Consider the following 16284-nt stretch of genomic DNA (forward strand, 5'->3'; position numbering starts at 1 on the left):
ACACGGATGGATAAGATTGGCGGAGCGCAAAAGCATGTGGAGGCTCTTGCCATAAAATTGAAGCAAGATGCTCACGAGGTAACAATTGTAACGGGCCATTATGATCCATCATTGTGGCGTTTTCAAGAAGAAAAAATTGATGTTATTAGTATCCCGGCGATGCAGCGGGAGATTCACTTAAAAAAGGATTTACAAACCTTTTGGCAATTAAGAACCGCATTTAAAAAAATAAAACCAGATATTATTGCAGCCCATTCATCAAAGGCAGGAGCAATTGGACGTGTAGTAGGTAGGCTTTTACATATTCCTACTGTTTTTACAGCCCATAGCTGGAGTTTTACCGAAGGCGTACCACATAAAAAAAAGATGGTGTATCGTCGAATGGAAAAATCAGTTCAGCCGTTAACAGCTAAAATTATTACGGTATCTGAATATGACCGCAAGTTAGCATTAACGAAAAAAATTGCTCCTGCTCATAAAATGCTGACGATTCATAATGGCATTGACCAAATAGAGAAGCAAGTAGCACCTAATAGAGAGAAGCAGGAGCATCCATTAATTGTGATGGTTGCTCGTTTTGAAGTGCCAAAAAGACAGGATTTATTGCTAGAGGCTTTAGCAGAGCTTTCTGATATACCTTGGCGCCTTCAATTAATAGGTGATGGCTCATTACGTCCTAATTTAGAACAATTTATTGCTACTAAAGGTTTAACGGATCGTGTCTCATTTTTGGGCAATCAATTAGATGTCACCTCTTTGCTTGAGGAAAGTCATTTATTTATTTTGCTATCAGATTGGGAGGGCTTACCGATCTCAATTATTGAAGCGATGCGAGCAGGGCTTCCGATTATTGCCACGAATGTAGGTGGCGTCAATGAGTTAGTTACTGATAATGAGAATGGATTTTTAATTAACCGAGATGATAAAGACCTATTAAAGAACAGGCTTAAACAACTGTTGATGGATAAGAACAGTCGTCAAAAAATGGGGGACGCAAGTGAACGTAGATTTTTAAGGGATTATACGTTTCTACCAATGTATCAGAAAACTCTATTTGTCTACGAACAAGCTGTATCAGAGTCCGTTAAGAAAGGTGATTAATTTGCAATTAATTCGCATTCGAACAGATGATGAGCTTATGTGGTACAAGGATATTTGGGATGGAATTTTAGAAGCGGAGGGCAATGATAATCCATTTATAGAATTTGCTTGGTTTTATAACTGGTGGCAAATTGTTGGGCGTAGAGAGCGCATTGAACTCTATGCTGTTGAAGAAAATGGTACAATCATTGCCTTTTTCCCCTTTACGGTTCGACTTCGATGGGGAGTACGAATTTATGCCTTTGCTGGAGAAAATATTGCAAATTATTCCGGTGTTGTAGCGGAAAAAGAATGGTTGTTTTCTGCTACCACCTTTGTATTTGATCAGCTCATTGAAAAGTATAAACATCTACTATTTTCCTTTCATGGATTATTGGAAAGTAAAGACTCTACAAAGGTTATCGAGCAATATTTTGTTGAAAGGCAGTTACGCCCGAGTATTTTTCGTGTAGTAACACCGTATCTCGCCTTTCGCGATATAGATTTTCATACTTATTTCAATCAACGTAGAAAAATGCATGGTGTGGATAGAAGAGAACGGAAGCTACGGAAATTAGGCATATTAACGAGGAAAATACCTTCACAGGACGAGCTTTGGCAAATGTTTAAATTATTTAATCGACGATGGGCAAAAAAAATAGACACAAGTGATTTTACGAAAGGCAAGAAAAAGGATTTCTTCGAACAGTTAACGCTTCTTAAAGGGGAGGCGTTGCAAGCCAAGGTAGACGCACTTGTTTTTGAAGACCAATGGATTGCCTTTACCTATGGAATTTGCTGTCGAGGACGTTATGTCACTTATGCACTTGCGCATGAGCCGACATTTAATATATTTGGGCCGGGTAGATTAGTGAATCAGGAAACGATCAAGCGGATCTATTCTGAAGACTATCGCTTGTTCGATATGAGTATTGGCTATGAGTCGTATAAGTTCGATTGGCGCTCTAATATTGATTTTACAAGGCGTATGCTCGTAAGTAGTGGTACGAAACGGGCAAAGCTATTGGCGGGTCGTTTTACGCTGAAGGAACGACTAAAGGAATTATTAAAAGGCAATCACCGTATTGTTGAATGGAAACGCAACACTCTAGGTCAATTACGTTACTTAGTAAAGTATGGAAAAGTGAAAGATTGGCTAGAATATGGACAACTATTCGTAGAAAGATTTATTCGTTTTAAGCAAGTGGATTTGTATGAATTATCCCCATCAAATAGTGTGACACCGCATCGGCCTGTAGGTGATTTGTTTGAGGAGTTGTCGATTCAGGAGGCGATGCAACTCGATGATGAGGAGATTATTTCTTTATTTTATAAGGGATACACTATTTATAAAGATTCTTTTGCAGCAACGAATAAGCCTGCGTTTGCGTTACATGCGGTGAACTGGCGTGTAGATGAATTGCAAATTGTTGAAGCATTGCCGAAGCAGACATGTTTTTTAACCTATGATGTTTATAAAAATATCGATATTATCACAGCCTTTTTCCAAAAAATGAAACCTGCACAAACACTTTGGGTTACTGCAAGCTTTTGGCACTGGCGAAAGCGTAAACGATTATTGCAGCTAGGCTATAAACGTATTTCTCGAATGAAACATTTTAAATGTGCTCGTTTTGAGCGAAATCATGTAGAAAAATACACAGAGAGTGGGGGCGATGTTCATTCTGTCCATTAAAAGTAAGCGATGGAATATCGCAATGCAGCATTTTTATTTTGTAGAAAAGCCAGCCAATATTAGAAAATCAATGAAGGTCGTTGGCTATACAAATTCACTTGTACCGAGCCGTAAGCTTGTTAAAAGTGAAACGGTTCATATTCACCTGACAGATAGTGAGTTATCATTGTATCTTGCTCTTTCCGAAAGTAATCGAAAAATACTTCGTCGTGCACAAAAAGAGTCCTATCAAGTTTTTATTTATAAAGAACCATCAGATGAAAATTTACGAGCCTTTCAACAGTTTTATAATAATTTTGCGAAAAGGAAAAAACTCGAGCTCATAAGTAAGTCTCAAATGGAAGCTATTACGCTCTTAAAAGATAAAGGAGCGTTATGGTTGTCTGAGATTCGAAGTATTTGTGGACAAACACTTTGCTATAGACTCGATATTGTATACGGTAAAAAAGCAATGTCCTATTATGTAGCGACTTGTCATTCGCAATCGGTGCCAGATCATTTAAAAAGACCAGTTCGTTATGCAAATCGTTTTTTACTATGGCACAATTTATTGCATTTAAAGGAACAGGGCTTTAGCTTATATGATATGGGGAAGCTAACGGATGACCAAAATGTTCGTGCATTTAAGCAAGGCTTCGGTGGACAAGTCGTCGATGTATACTCTGGCTACATTACTCAATCAAAAATACGTGCAATGTTATTGGGCGTGCAAAAATGGAGGAAGTAGTAATTGAAGTGAATCGTGGAGGACTTGTTATATCATTGGATTTTGAGCTAAATTGGGGTGTCCACGATGTATTTAAGTACGGGCAATACAATAAAAATTTATATGGTGTGCGTGAGGCACTGCCTAAAATACTAGAGTTGTTTGAACAATATGGCATTCATGCGACTTGGGCCACGGTTGGTCTATTGTTTGCAGAAACGAAAGCAGAAATGGCTCACTACTTAAGAGGGATCCCTGTAAAATATACAAACAGGCATTATGCAGCACATACACAATTTGCAAAAGTAGGAGAAGATGAGCAGGATGACCTCTTACATTTCGGCAAATCCTTAATTGATAAAATTAAACATACACCACATCAAGAAATAGGAAGTCATACATTTTCACATTTTTACTGTTTAGAAAGTGGACAAACTGAAGCAGATTTTCGTGCAGATTTACACGCAACTGCAATGATTTCTGAAGAATATACCGCACCGGCGAAATCGATTGTTTTTCCGCGAAATCAAGTGAATGAAGCATATTTCCCAGCATGTCAGGAAGTAGGGTTTATATGCTATCGTGGAAATGAAAAACATCCGTTATACGACCCTCAAAAATTCACAAAAAAAGGTCGACTATTAGGGGCGAAAAAATGGCTGGATAGCTATGTGAATGTAACAGGAAATCATCTAGTAACACTAGAAGAAATGCAAAAGGATCCCTTTATTAACATTCGTTCAAGTGCATTTTTAAGACCTTATTGTAGCCCATTACGGTTTTTTGAAGGCTTCAAGATTAAACGTATAAAAGAGGGGATGCATGCAGCTGCAATGTCTCAAGCTTTTTATCATTTATGGTGGCACCCTCATAATTTTGGCAAGAACATAGAAAAAAATTTAGCAATGCTTGAGGAACTTTTACAGTACTATCAGGAATTACGTCATCAATATAACTTTCAAAGCTATACGATGCACGAGGTCGCAGAGCTTTGCCAATCTATATCCCGTAAAAGCCCGATCGGTGAAGACTAATAATCAGTGAGGTGAAAAACCCCCACTGTATAGAAGAAGGAGCAAACTAGAAAATGGCCTAGTTTGCTCTTTTTTATGTTCTAAGGGTAAATGGAGTGAGGAGAATTTTTCAAAATTAAGAGGAAAAATCCTGAACTTTGACGAAAATGTGTGTACTAATGGTACTATTAATGTTAAAGGTAATTCTCTAGGTATTTTTAAGGGGACGATAAATTAATGCAGGGCAATTGACTTTAATTTTGCTCATCACCTAAAAGATGGGGATGACATTTTGTTAGAACATATGTCATGTGGATAAGTTGATTTCAGTTCCGACTCGACGCCCCTAGGAAAGCGCCCTGTCGGAACTGAAATCAACCCCACGCTAAGATATAGAAAAATAGTATGAAGGGGTCGAAAACATGTTTATTCAACCAGAATGGCAGTATAAGCAAGAAAATGGTTCAGCTATGCATCAATGGATTAAACAAAAAGAAAATCCAGTTCCAAGTGATGTAGATATTATTTTGTACGGAGCTTTATTATCGTATAGTAGTAAACCATCCGAAAAAGCACTATATCCAACAGCATTTCGAAAGGCTTGGCCAAGCTTTCAATCTTATAATTTAGATGAGCAAGTAGATTTACGTTCGTTGGCAGTCGTTGATGTAGGCGATGTGGCTATCCATGAGACGGATAGAATGCTTTCAGAGTCAGCTCTTGAAGCTGCTGCAGAAAGCTTAAGTACTGCATATTCTAAAAGTTTCACCTGTCTTATAGGGGGAGATCATGCGATTACAGCTTGTTCCTTAAGAGGAATAAAGAATGCTTTTCCAAATGATCGCATAGGGATTATTCAAATTGATACGCATTTGGATGCCCGGAATCAGGAGGAAATTGGTTTAGCTATGGATTCTCCAATGCAGAAGCTTATTGCAGCAGGGATTGTAGAGGGAAAACATATTTATAATGTCGGGCTACACGGCTTTTTTAATTCCCCAGAAATGATTCACTATGCGAAAGAACAAGGAATTCATATGATTACGTTAAAGCAAATGCGTCGTGACGGCATTCAATTAACCATTCGCGAAATGCTCCGTCAGCTTATGTATGAGGTAGATCGCATTTATGTATCTGTCGATTTGGATGTGCTCGATATTACATTCGCCCCAGATGTACCTGCAGCAACACCAGGTGGATTAACGGCCTATGAATTATTCGATATTCTAAAGCTCATTGGAGAAAATGAAGGAGTCCGCCATATTGACTTTGTTTATGCGAATCCAAAAGAGGGGGACCTACGCCCAGAAACCGTAAAGATGGGCGTAACAGCATTTTTACAATGGTTAACAGGTATTCGACTGGATTACCGCAATCGAATTTCTAAAAGAGGCAACGCCCTAATTAGATAGTTGGAAAATGAGACGTAGAATGATGGCTTGTATATATTTACAATGAAGTTTGATGATAGTTTGCTATAATAGAACAATGCTTAATATTAATATACTATGGCAGGCCTGTTGATTAGGGAATTATAGGTTTATTATTGATCGACAAAAGAATTTTTTTGTAGATACTTTGTTTATGATGCTCATTTTTTAACTGATTGTAGCGGAGGGCTACTCGACTCCCGCGGGAAAAGCGGGACAGACGAGACCCTGCACGGAGCGGATGTTTCCTGTGCGAAAGCGAAGCGACAGCAACAAAAGCGGAGGAAGCGGCTCGACGCTCGCCCGCAGGAAAGCGAGTAGCCCGTAGCGGAAATCAGGTTTTCTAATTAAGAGCGTGGATGCAAATGGTTAATCAACACACCTGAAATATTATAGATGAATACAATCATTGTATTGTTATAGAGAGGATTATTTATCATGACAACAAAACCAAAACTACTAATTGTTGATGGCATGGCGCTATTATTCCGTTCATTTTTTGCGTCTGCAGCGATGGGGCATTATATTCGCCTTGCGGATGGGACACCTTCGAATGGCGCTCAAGGATTTGTACGTCATGTTTTAACGGCACAATCTATTATGAAGCCGACCCATCTAGCTGTTTGTTGGGATATGGGGGCACATACATTCCGCAATGAATTATTTGATGGCTATAAGGCTAATCGACCATCACCACCAGAGGAAATGCTACCGCAATTTGATATGGCGAAAAATTTATCTCAACAAATCGGCTGGCAAAACTTCGGTGTGAAAGGGATGGAGGCAGATGATTTAATTGGCTCAATGATTACAAAATTTCAGGATGAGGCTGACATTACGGTAATTAGTGGAGACAAGGATTTACTGCAGCTTTTAAGACCATCAACGGAAATTGCTTTTACGAAAAAAGGCTACACAGAGTATGACGTTTATACGGATTCACGCTTTAAAGAGGAGTATGGCATCGAACCTATTCAATTTGCACAGGTCAAAGCTTTTATGGGAGATTCGAGTGACGGTTATCCTGGCGTAAAGGGAATTGGACCAAAGCAGGCACTTACGTTAATTCAAACGTATGGTTCTATCGAAAATGTTCTTACATCGATTGACGAATTAAAGCCTGGCCAACGTACGAAAATTAAAGAGAATGTAGATATGCTTAATTTGTCACATGAGCTTGCAACAATTCAAACAAACGTATCAATCGAGGCAGATTTAGCAAGCTTAGTATTACCTAATTACGAGCCGCAAATGTTCAAAGAAATAGAACAACGTGGCTACACATTAATCGCAAAGCAGGCGCGCTCGTTGTATTCACTTATTTAACTTATTTCAGCGGGTGTTCAAACATCCGCTGAAATAAAGGAACTCAGTCTAAGAACGCCACGTCCTGTGGCAACGACTGAGTGATCAACATCACGTTGGCCCAAAGCCTCCGGCGGATGTCACGGAAATCGAAAAGGAGTTCACATAGGATGTTAGCCTAAAATCATCGCATCCATGCGATAACGGCTAACTGACCTGCATCGTGCAGGCCTAAGCACAAAGCCGATTCCGGACGCAATTATGCCAAGGCATAATTGATTAACAAACATCAAGGTCATCAAAGCAGAGTATAGAAATATGCTCTGCTTTTTTATTGCTCTTCATCATAAGTTGGGGATGACATTTTGCTAATTCGTATATCATGTATAAGTTGATCTTCGTTACGACTGGGCGACTACTTGGGGATTAGCGATATAGAGGAACGAAGGCTAAAAGCATCACATCCTGTGATAACGCCTTCGTGACAAACAACAAATGTTTTATCTGTGCGAAAGCGTAGCGTCAGCAACAAAGCGCCCAGTCGGAGGAAATCAACCACACGTTATGGTGAAGAAACTATAATTTTTTGTAACCTTTTCCTAGCCTCAAACGAATTATAAGCAAATAAGTAAAAGGAGGGGAAAGATTGATTGATTCAAATAACTTCGAATCAAGAATCGTTGAAATCTACAATTTGTATTACTTAGACGTTTATAGATTTCTTGTTTGTTTTACAGGAAATCAAAATGATGCTGAGGATTTGACCCAGGAAGTATTCATTCGGGTATTAAAAGGTTTATCGAATTTTAACGGAAACTATCAGTTAAAAACATGGATTTTTTCAATCGCAAAACATGTGGCGATCGATCACTACAGAAAGAAACGATTTTCCTCACTATTTAAGGACGGTTTTTTTAATCAATTATCATCGAATGAAAAGAGGCCTGATGAGGAATTTGAGGTAACAGAATTAAAACGATTTATTCATGAAGCTATTGCTAAATTAAAACCAAAATACAGAGCTGTAGTCATACTTCGAGGTATTAATGAATTTTCCATTAACGAGACTTCGGAAATTCTTCAATGTAGTGCATCGAAAGTTAAAGTTGATTATCACAGAGCCCTAAAAGAGCTCGAAAGAAAACTGAATATTGAAATAGAGGGGGTATTGACAAATGCAAAATGAAAAAGACTTTTTTGATATGCTAAAAGAAATGTACCCTCAACATCCTAGAAAGGAGTTTGTTTCTGCAACTGAGAATACGCTTAGACAACGAGCACGTAGCATGGGTAAAAAAAGAATTTTAACAAAATTCTCCGTGATTACAGGTGGTGTTTTAGTTTGTGCATTTATTTTTTCATGGTTACTCTTCTTTAATGAAAATGGCAAAATTTCAGAGGTAATCCAAAGTGTTGGTGGGACTTCATCGTCTTCTGCAATGGACGAAAAAGAACCTGTAGTCTATATTTATCATTCACATAATATAGAATCATATATTCCAGAGATTCCTGCACAGCAGATGTATAGAGAGCAGGCGTACAGTGATACTAAAAATGTAACATTGGTAGGTAAAGAGTTAAGTAGAGCATTGAAGGGATTGCAGGTTCCATCAATTCATGATGAGACTGATATAGCTGGAATCTTAAAACAAAGAGGTTTACATTTTCCGGATTCATATAAAGTGTCACGGGAAAATTTACAAAAAGTCTTAGCTGAAAATGACAGTATTCGCATGGTTTTTGATATACATCGAGATTCTACAAAAAGACGGGACTCCACAATTGAAATTAAAGGCAAAGATTACGCAAGAATTAAATTGGAAGTATCAAAAACGAGTGGGAACTATGAAACGAATAAAAAATTTGCAACTCAGCTTCATGAACAACTAGAAAAATTATATCCGGGACTATCAATAGGTGTAGTAGAAAAAGGGGTCAATCCCCAAAACACCTATAATCAAGATCTTCACGATAATTCCGTATTATTAGAAGTTGGAAGTATAGAAAATACGCTGGAAGAAACGTATAGAACAATGGATGTTTTCGCACAAGTTCTAAAAGCTATTCTTGAAGAGTAAATAAGTGAAAAAACAGCGTGTCTAACATTGTAAGCACGCTGTCAGTTAGCTCGGTGTGATTTTGACAAAGCTCAATACTTTCTCATTATCTTTAAAAAGGGCCGTTCGAATTTTACTTTCACGATTAGCACCACCATTATCATGGAACATTAATAACAGCTCATCATTTCGTATTTCATAGCCAATCAGAGGTACCCAATGATACGCGAAGGCAGCCTTTTTATCTCCCCAATTCAGGCTAAAATAGCGGTCAAAGCGTATGGCGACAGGTCTCCCTGCATCAATTTCCTGCATAGCCTCCTTTAAAGTACAATCACGAATATCCCATGTCGGCCGGAGCCGCCGAAGATTGCGAATTAGACGCCACTTAAATAACCCAATTTTGGTGCCACCAAGAAGTTTATAAAGATCATTTACCGAAGGAGCTTGATCTTCCAAGTAGTTTAAAATTACATGTACAGTTGTAGGTCCACAAGCGGAATTACGATAGTTTGGTGAAATAGATGCATCATATTGTGATCTTCCGAGTAGCGACAATTGCTGGCGCATCATATTCTCCTTTCTAAAAAGAGCCGCATTTCAAAAAGAAATGCAGCTCCGTTTTTCAATTATTTTTGTTCAGATAAGAAATCTGTAACTTGCTGAGGTGTTTTAGCATTAGCACTATGTAAGTGTGCTAATTTTTCACCGTTTTGGAAAATTAGTAGGCTTGGAATACCCATTACATCATATTTGTCCGCAATTTCTGGAAGTTCATCACGGTTAAGTTCATACCAGTCAAATTGGTTGTACTCTTCGATAATTGGATCGATGAACATATTCATGCGTGTGCAATCTGGGCACCATCCAGCGTAAAATTTTACTAGCACTTTTTGGTCACTAGAGATTAGTTCATTAAATTGGTCAGCAGTTGTAATTGTTTTCATTTGTTATTTCACTCTCCTCGCTTTCCATTCTACACATTTTTAACGTATCCTGAAAGTTTTCTGTTTGGAATAATCGCTATCTGCTTATTGTCTTGTTTTCGCTCGTAAAAAACGAAAAAAGTTGTATATCGCAAAAATAATTGGAGAAAAAAGATTGCTAAATGAAACAAAATATTCTACACTGAAAACAGAAAAAGTAGTTTTATCTTCATTCGACGGAAAAATTTACCTCAAAAACTAAAATGGTAGTTGAACGAAGATAAGCCTTAGTTGTACGTCACAGATTAAATTTGAATAGAGCTAAACTAATTCAAATACTGGACAAAAATACACGAGGCAAACTTTGATATTTTTTTGGTCAAAAAATGAATGACTATTCATTCAATGGGAGAATAAGGGGGAATTGCTTGTGACTTACAACATTAAAAAAGCAGCTGTTCTAGGTTCTGGGGTAATGGGCTCTGGAATTGCAGCACATTTAGCAAACATCGGTATTCCAACATTATTATTAGACATTGCGCCGAAGGAACTAACAAAAGAGGAAGAAGCGAAGGGTCTTTCCTTAGAGCATCCTGCTGTGAGAAATCGTATCGTTAACGGAGCTCTGCAAAAGTTATTAAAGCAAAAACCAGCACCACTTACTTCTAAGAAAAATTTATCACTACTAACGGTTGGAAACTTTGAGGACGATTTAGAGAAATTAAAAGATGTAGATTGGGTTATTGAAGTTGTCGTTGAAAATTTAGCGATTAAACAAAGCCTATATGAAAAAATTGATGCTGTACGTAAGCCAGGCACAATTATTAGTTCAAACACATCGGGCATTAGTATCGATGCAATGGCAGAAGGGCGCTCAGAAGATTTTAAAAAGCATTTCTTAGGAACTCACTTCTTCAATCCGCCGCGTTATTTAAAATTACTTGAAGTCATTCCAGCAAACACAACAGCGTCAGAGGTTGTAAGCTTTATGAAAACATTTGGCGAAGATGTGCTTGGGAAAGGTGTCGTACTTGCTAAGGATACACCGAACTTCATTGCCAATCGTATCGGAACGTACGGTTTACTAATTACTTTACAAGAAATGATGAAGGGTAGCTATTCAGTTGGCGAGGTGGATTCTGTAACAGGTCCATTAATTGGTCGTCCAAAATCTGCAACCTTCCGAACGTTGGATGTTGTTGGTTTAGATACATTTATTCATGTAGCGAAAAACGTCTATGATCAAACAACAGGTGAAGAGCAGCAAGTATTTGCAGTACCAGACTTCCTACAGAAAATGGTCACAAACGGCTGGCTCGGAGCAAAATCAGGTCAAGGGTTCTTCTTAAAGCAAGGCAAAGAAATACTTGAAATTGATCCAAACACTTTAGAGTATAGCCCAGTTAAAAAGTTAAAAACTCCTTCTATTGAAATGGCAAAACAAACTCGTGGACTAGCAAATAAAGTGAAAGCATTAACTTATGCTAAGGATCGTACAGGAGAGTTATTATGGGGTATCTTCGCTCCGACGCTCATTTACTCTGCACAGTTACACGGTGAAATTGCTGATGATATTGTTGCCATTGATAATGCTATGAAATGGGGCTTCGGCTGGCAGCAAGGGCCATTTGAAATATGGGATGCAATCGGCGTCAAAGAGTCCGTAGCTAAAATGGAGGAAGAAGGTCGTGAGGTACCGGCATTCGTCAAAGATATGCTAGCAAGCGGCTTTGAAACTTTCTATTCCGACATGGACGGTGACCTAGCCTATTATAATGGCTCTGAATACGTAAAAGTGCCAGTGAATGAAAAGGAAATTAACTTAAAACGCTATAAGAAAAAGCACGGCGTTATTAAATCAAATACAGGTGCTAGTTTAATAGATATAGGTGATGGAATTGCATTACTTGAATTCCATTCCCAATCAAATGCAATTGGCTTAGATATTATCCAAATGATTAACTTTGCAATCGATGAAGTAGAAGCGAACTATAAAGGCTTAGTCATCGGTAACCAAGGGAAAAACTTCTGTGTTGGTGCAAATCTAGGAATGATTTTAGTAGAAGCACAGGATGATAATATTTTTGAACTAGATTTCGTTATTAAAGCATTCCAAGATGCGATGCAAAAGATTAAATACTCTCGCAAGCCTGTTGTAGCAGCGCCTTTTGCTATGACACTAGGTGGCGGAGCAGAGGTTTGCTTACCAGCTGCGCATATTCAAGCAACAATGGAAACGTATATGGGCCTAGTTGAAGTTGGCGTAGGATTAATCCCTGGTGGAGGCGGTAATAAAGCACTTTACCAAAAATTCCTTAAAGGGTTACCAAATGGCGTGGAAGTAGACTATCAACATATTGCTAATAAAGTATTTGAATCGATTGCGATGGCAAAAGTTTCGACATCTGGTGAGGAAGCACGTGAAAATAATTTCTTAAACTTTGCTGATGGGATTTCTGTTAACCCAGATCACCAACTATATGATGCAAAACAAGCTGCACTAGCGCTTTATGAGGCAGGTTATTTACCACCTATTCCTACGAAAGTTCCTGTAGTCGGCGCATCAGGATACGGTACGCTACTAATCGGTGCGCAAGGGATGCTTGAATCAGGCTATATTAGTGAACACGATTTAAAAATCGCTAAAAAATTAGCGTATGTCATTGCTGGTGGTAAAGTTCCATATGGCACATTAGTAGATGAACAATACCTATTAAACCTTGAGCGTGAGGCGTTCCTAAGCTTAGTGGCAGATCCGTTATCTCAACAAAGAATGCAGCACATGCTTTTAAAGGGAAAACCATTGCGTAACTAACTTTAAGACTGAATTCACTATACTTGCACATGAAACAAAGGGGGATTAATACGATGCGTGAAGCCGTTATTGTAGCAGGAGCACGAACTCCGATTGGAAAAGCGAAGAAGGGTTCTTTATCAACAGTTAGACCAGATGATTTTGGAGCGGTTGTTGTCAAAGAAACATTAAAAAGAGCGGGCTATGAAGGTCCGATTGACGATTTAATTTTAGGATGTGCAATGCCGGAAGCTGAGCAGGGCATGAACGTAGCACGTAGTATTGGAGCGCTTGCTGGATTACCAGATACAACGCCAGCACTAACAATTAATAGATTTTGTTCGTCAGGTTTACAAGCAATTGCTTTTGCAGCAGAGCGTATTATGCTAGGACATTCTAAGGCAATTCTTGCTGGTGGCGTCGAGTCTATGAGTATGGTGCCAATGGTAGGTAATACACCTCGCTTAAATCCAACATTAGCTGAAACTGCTCCACAATATTATATGGGGATGGGGCATACAGCTGAGGAAGTGGCACGTCAATACAATGTTAGTAGAGAAGATCAGGATGCATTTGCTGTTCGTTCACACGAGCTTGCGGAAAAAGCGATTAAAGAAGGTAAGTTCAATGATGAAATCGTACCAATCGAAGTGGAGCAACATTATGTAGATGACAACAACAAACTACAGGTGAAAAAATTCACGTTTAGCATGGATGAAGGTGTACGTCCAGGTACATCTGTAGAAGGTTTAGCGAAGCTTCGTCCGGCCTTCCATGTTAAAGGTAGTGTTACAGCTGGTAATGCTTCTCAAACTTCGGATGGTGCAGCAGCGGTACTAGTGATGGATCGCGAGGAAGCAGAAAAACAAGGTCTTACTCCGATGGCGAAGTTTTTAGGCTTTGCAGTTGGTGGCGTACCTCCTGAGGTGATGGGTATTGGACCAATCGTGGCAGTACCTAAAGCACTTGAAATTGCAGGCTTATCAATAGATGACATTGATTTATGGGAAATTAACGAAGCATTTGCGTCACAATCCTTACAAGTCGTCCGTCATTTAGGCATTGACCAAAACAAAGTAAACGTTAATGGTGGAGCAATTGCCCTAGGTCACCCACTTGGTGCAACGGGAGCTATTTTAACATTAAAGCTCATTCATGAATTAAAGCGTCAAGGTAAGAAATATGGTGTCGTAACAATGTGTATCGGCGGCGGTATGGGTGCTGCGGGAGTATTTGAACTTCTATAATTTTTGCTAGATCAGCTTGGAGTGCACCGTTTTCGGTTGCCTCCGAACGTAGTACTTCAAGCTTTTCTATATATTGGGGATAAAAACTATTAAAAATAGATATATAGGGAGGAATTTAGAATGACAGAAAAAACAACGGATTTCATTAAAGGCGGCGGATTTATTATTGAAGATGTGGAATTAGATCGTGTGTTTACACCAGAAGATTTCACAGATGAGCATAAAATGATTGCTAAAACTACAGAAGAGTATGTAGCAAATGAAGTGTTACCAGTCGTTGAAAATTTAGAAAACCATGAATTTGAGCATTCGGTTCGTCTACTAAAAAGCGCAGGTGAACTCGGCTTACTAAGCGCGGATGTACCTGAAGAATATGAAGGGCTAGGATTAGACAAAGTTTCTTCTGCATTAATCGCAGAAAAAATGTCTGTAGCTGGCGGTTTCTCTATTACACATGGAGCACACGTAGGCATTGGTTCTTTACCAATTGTCCTATTCGGAAATGAAGATCAAAAGAAGACGTATTTACCAAAGCTTGCTTCAGGTGAATTAATCGCTGCTTACGCATTAACAGAGCCAGGTTCAGGTTCTGATGCATTAGGTGCAAAAACGACTGCGAAGTTAAACGATGCAGGAACACATTATATTTTAAATGGTGAAAAGCAATGGATTACAAATGCAGGCTTTGCAGATGTATTTGTTGTCTATGCAAAAATCGATGGCGATAAATTCTCGGCATTTATCGTAGAACGTGCCTTCAATGGCGTTTCAGTTGGCGCAGAAGAGAAAAAAATGGGAATCAAATCTTCATCAACACGTACTTTAATCCTTGAAGATGCAGAAGTACCTGTAGAAAACCTATTAGGTGAAGTAGGTCGCGGACACGTTATTGCCTTTAATATTTTAAATATCGGTCGCTATAAATTAGGGGTTGGAACAATCGGTGGCTCGAAACGTGCATTAGAGCTTGCTATTCAATATACAAACCAACGTCAGCAGTTTAAAACGAAGCTGTCTGATTTCAATCTAACAAAAGAAAAATTATCGACAATGGCATCACAATTGTATGCGTCTGAGTCATTAAACTATCGTACAGTAGGTTTATTTGAGGACCGCTTAAGTCAGCTAAGCCCAGATGAGCAAAAACAAGGGAAAGTGATTGCTAGTGCAATTGCTGAGTATGCTATTGAATGTTCTATTGCTAAAGTATTTGGTTCTGAGACTTTAGATTACATTGCGGATGAAGCGGTTCAATTACACGGTGGTTACGGCTTTATGGCTGAATACGAAGTAGAGCGCATTTATCGTGATTCTCGTATTAATCGTATTTTTGAAGGTACAAATGAAATTAACCGCATGATTGTACCAGGTACATTTATGAAAAAGGCAATAAAAGGTGAATTGCCGTTGCTACAAGTTGCTCAAAATTTACAACAAGAGCTTCTTATGCTAATGCCTGAAGATGTAGGTACAGAGCCATTAGCACAGGAAAAATACCTTGTGAAAAATGCGAAGAAAATTGCTGTATTAGCATCAGGTTTAGCAGCACAACGCTTCGGCGCGAAGCTTGATCAAGAGCAAGAAGTATTAGTGAAGATTGCAAATATCGCAAACCAACTATTCGCTATGGAATCTGCTGTATTGCGTACAGAAAAGGCGATTGCTCGTGACGGTGCTGAAAAAGCTCATCAAAAATTACTGTATACTCAAATCTTCTGCCAAGAAGCATTTGCAGAAATTGAAAAAGAAGCAAAAGATACGATTCTTGCTTCAGCAGACGGCGACGCTGCACGCATGACATTGTCTGCACTGCGTAAATTAACTCGCAACAACCCATACAACTTAATCGCGAAGAAACGCGAAGCTTCTGTTAAATTAATTGAAGCAGAAAAATTTGTAGTTTAATATGCAAAAAAACCCTAGCTATCCACAGAGTGAACTGAACCCTATAAAGTAGACAGTTTAATAAAAGACCATTTGCTACATTAAACAGCGATTAAATGACTTCGGTATGCTGCCGGAGTCATTTT

At 38.8% G+C, this 16284-nt stretch carries 13 protein-coding genes; 11 read left to right on the forward strand and 2 right to left on the reverse strand.

All coding sequences use genetic code 11. The features are described 5' to 3' along the window. Positions 1-6: 6 nt before the first annotated feature. From ACQKN4_RS18005 to spoIIP, 8 genes are all read left to right on the forward strand, one after another. Positions 7-1101, forward strand: coding sequence for a glycosyltransferase family 4 protein (locus tag ACQKN4_RS18005; protein ID WP_079561451.1), 1095 nt, complete (start codon positions 7-9; stop codon positions 1099-1101). Next, positions 1094-2776: a GNAT family N-acetyltransferase gene (locus tag ACQKN4_RS18010; protein WP_427484396.1), complete on the forward strand. Its 1683-nt coding sequence runs from the start codon at positions 1094-1096 to the stop codon at positions 2774-2776. The genes ACQKN4_RS18005 and ACQKN4_RS18010 overlap by 8 nt, the downstream gene beginning before the upstream one ends. Before the next feature lie 22 nt (positions 2777-2798). Next, complete coding sequence (locus ACQKN4_RS18015) at positions 2799-3503, forward strand: hypothetical protein (protein WP_427484397.1); 705 nt, start codon at positions 2799-2801, stop codon at positions 3501-3503. Beyond that, entirely contained in the window at positions 3491-4516 is a 1026-nt protein-coding gene (locus tag ACQKN4_RS18020) for a polysaccharide deacetylase family protein (protein WP_240518271.1), read from the forward strand. Before ACQKN4_RS18015 ends, ACQKN4_RS18020 begins: the two co-directional genes overlap by 13 nt. Positions 4517-4917: 401 nt before the next feature. Further along, positions 4918-5907 carry an agmatinase family protein gene (locus ACQKN4_RS18025; RefSeq protein WP_427484398.1) on the forward strand — a complete coding sequence of 330 codons (990 nt, stop codon included), beginning with the start codon at positions 4918-4920 and terminating at the stop codon, positions 5905-5907. A gap of 456 nt (positions 5908-6363) precedes the next feature. Continuing rightward, positions 6364-7251, forward strand: a complete 888-nt coding sequence (locus tag ACQKN4_RS18030) for a 5'-3' exonuclease (RefSeq protein WP_427484399.1) — start codon at positions 6364-6366, stop codon at positions 7249-7251. A gap of 625 nt (positions 7252-7876) precedes the next feature. Beyond that, positions 7877-8416 (forward strand): RNA polymerase sigma factor, encoded by a 540-nt coding sequence (locus ACQKN4_RS18035; protein ID WP_427484400.1) that lies wholly within the window; start codon positions 7877-7879, stop codon positions 8414-8416. Beyond that, positions 8406-9308, forward strand: coding sequence for a stage II sporulation protein P (gene spoIIP / locus ACQKN4_RS18040; protein WP_079561456.1), 903 nt, complete (start codon positions 8406-8408; stop codon positions 9306-9308). The genes ACQKN4_RS18035 and spoIIP overlap by 11 nt, the downstream gene beginning before the upstream one ends. A gap of 45 nt (positions 9309-9353) precedes the next feature. On the opposite strand, the gene ACQKN4_RS18045 is transcribed toward spoIIP, so the two are convergent. Both ACQKN4_RS18045 and ACQKN4_RS18050 read right to left on the reverse strand, forming a co-directional pair. Beyond that, complete coding sequence (locus tag ACQKN4_RS18045; protein WP_079561457.1) at positions 9354-9857, reverse strand: C39 family peptidase; 504 nt, start codon at positions 9855-9857, stop codon at positions 9354-9356. A 59-nt stretch (positions 9858-9916) separates the two neighbouring features. Continuing rightward, positions 9917-10234, reverse strand: a complete 318-nt coding sequence (locus tag ACQKN4_RS18050) for a thioredoxin family protein (RefSeq protein ID WP_079561458.1) — start codon at positions 10232-10234, stop codon at positions 9917-9919. A 409-nt stretch (positions 10235-10643) separates the two neighbouring features. Here ACQKN4_RS18050 and ACQKN4_RS18055 point away from each other — a divergent pair, with 409 nt between their 5' ends. The 3 genes from ACQKN4_RS18055 to ACQKN4_RS18065 all read left to right on the forward strand — a co-directional run bounded on the left by ACQKN4_RS18055 (position 10644) and on the right by ACQKN4_RS18065 (position 16159). Next, a complete protein-coding gene (locus ACQKN4_RS18055) occupies positions 10644-13028 on the forward strand; it encodes a 3-hydroxyacyl-CoA dehydrogenase/enoyl-CoA hydratase family protein (RefSeq protein ID WP_427484401.1) in 2385 nt (794 codons plus the stop codon). A 53-nt stretch (positions 13029-13081) separates the two neighbouring features. Further along, complete coding sequence (locus ACQKN4_RS18060; protein ID WP_079561460.1) at positions 13082-14254, forward strand: acetyl-CoA C-acetyltransferase; 1173 nt, start codon at positions 13082-13084, stop codon at positions 14252-14254. Positions 14255-14374: 120 nt separating this feature from the next. Continuing rightward, positions 14375-16159 (forward strand): acyl-CoA dehydrogenase family protein, encoded by a 1785-nt coding sequence (locus tag ACQKN4_RS18065; RefSeq protein ID WP_079561461.1) that lies wholly within the window; start codon positions 14375-14377, stop codon positions 16157-16159. The last annotated feature ends 125 nt before the right edge of the window (positions 16160-16284 follow it).

It is taken from the genome of Lysinibacillus sp. NPDC093692 (assembly GCF_050280125.1).
Taxonomy (GTDB): Bacteria; Bacillota; Bacilli; order Bacillales_A; family Planococcaceae; genus Lysinibacillus.

Bases quoted from the DNA above. Each gene is read 5' to 3' on its own strand.
- ACQKN4_RS18005 (WP_079561451.1), top strand. From the start codon at position 7: ATGGATAAGATTGGCGGAGCGCAAAAGCATGTGGAGGCTCTTGCCATA.
- ACQKN4_RS18065 (WP_079561461.1), top strand. From the start codon at position 14,375: ATGACAGAAAAAACAACGGATTTCATTAAAGGCGGCGGATTTATTATT.
- ACQKN4_RS18015 (WP_427484397.1), top strand. From the start codon at position 2,799: ATGCAGCATTTTTATTTTGTAGAAAAGCCAGCCAATATTAGAAAATCA.
- ACQKN4_RS18020 (WP_240518271.1), top strand. From the start codon at position 3,491: ATGGAGGAAGTAGTAATTGAAGTGAATCGTGGAGGACTTGTTATATCA.
- ACQKN4_RS18060 (WP_079561460.1), top strand. From the start codon at position 13,082: ATGCGTGAAGCCGTTATTGTAGCAGGAGCACGAACTCCGATTGGAAAA.
- ACQKN4_RS18050 (WP_079561458.1), bottom strand. From the start codon at position 10,234: ATGAAAACAATTACAACTGCTGACCAATTTAATGAACTAATCTCTAGT.
- ACQKN4_RS18030 (WP_427484399.1), top strand. From the start codon at position 6,364: ATGACAACAAAACCAAAACTACTAATTGTTGATGGCATGGCGCTATTA.
- spoIIP (WP_079561456.1), top strand. From the start codon at position 8,406: ATGCAAAATGAAAAAGACTTTTTTGATATGCTAAAAGAAATGTACCCT.
- ACQKN4_RS18045 (WP_079561457.1), bottom strand. From the start codon at position 9,857: ATGCGCCAGCAATTGTCGCTACTCGGAAGATCACAATATGATGCATCT.
- ACQKN4_RS18025 (WP_427484398.1), top strand. From the start codon at position 4,918: ATGTTTATTCAACCAGAATGGCAGTATAAGCAAGAAAATGGTTCAGCT.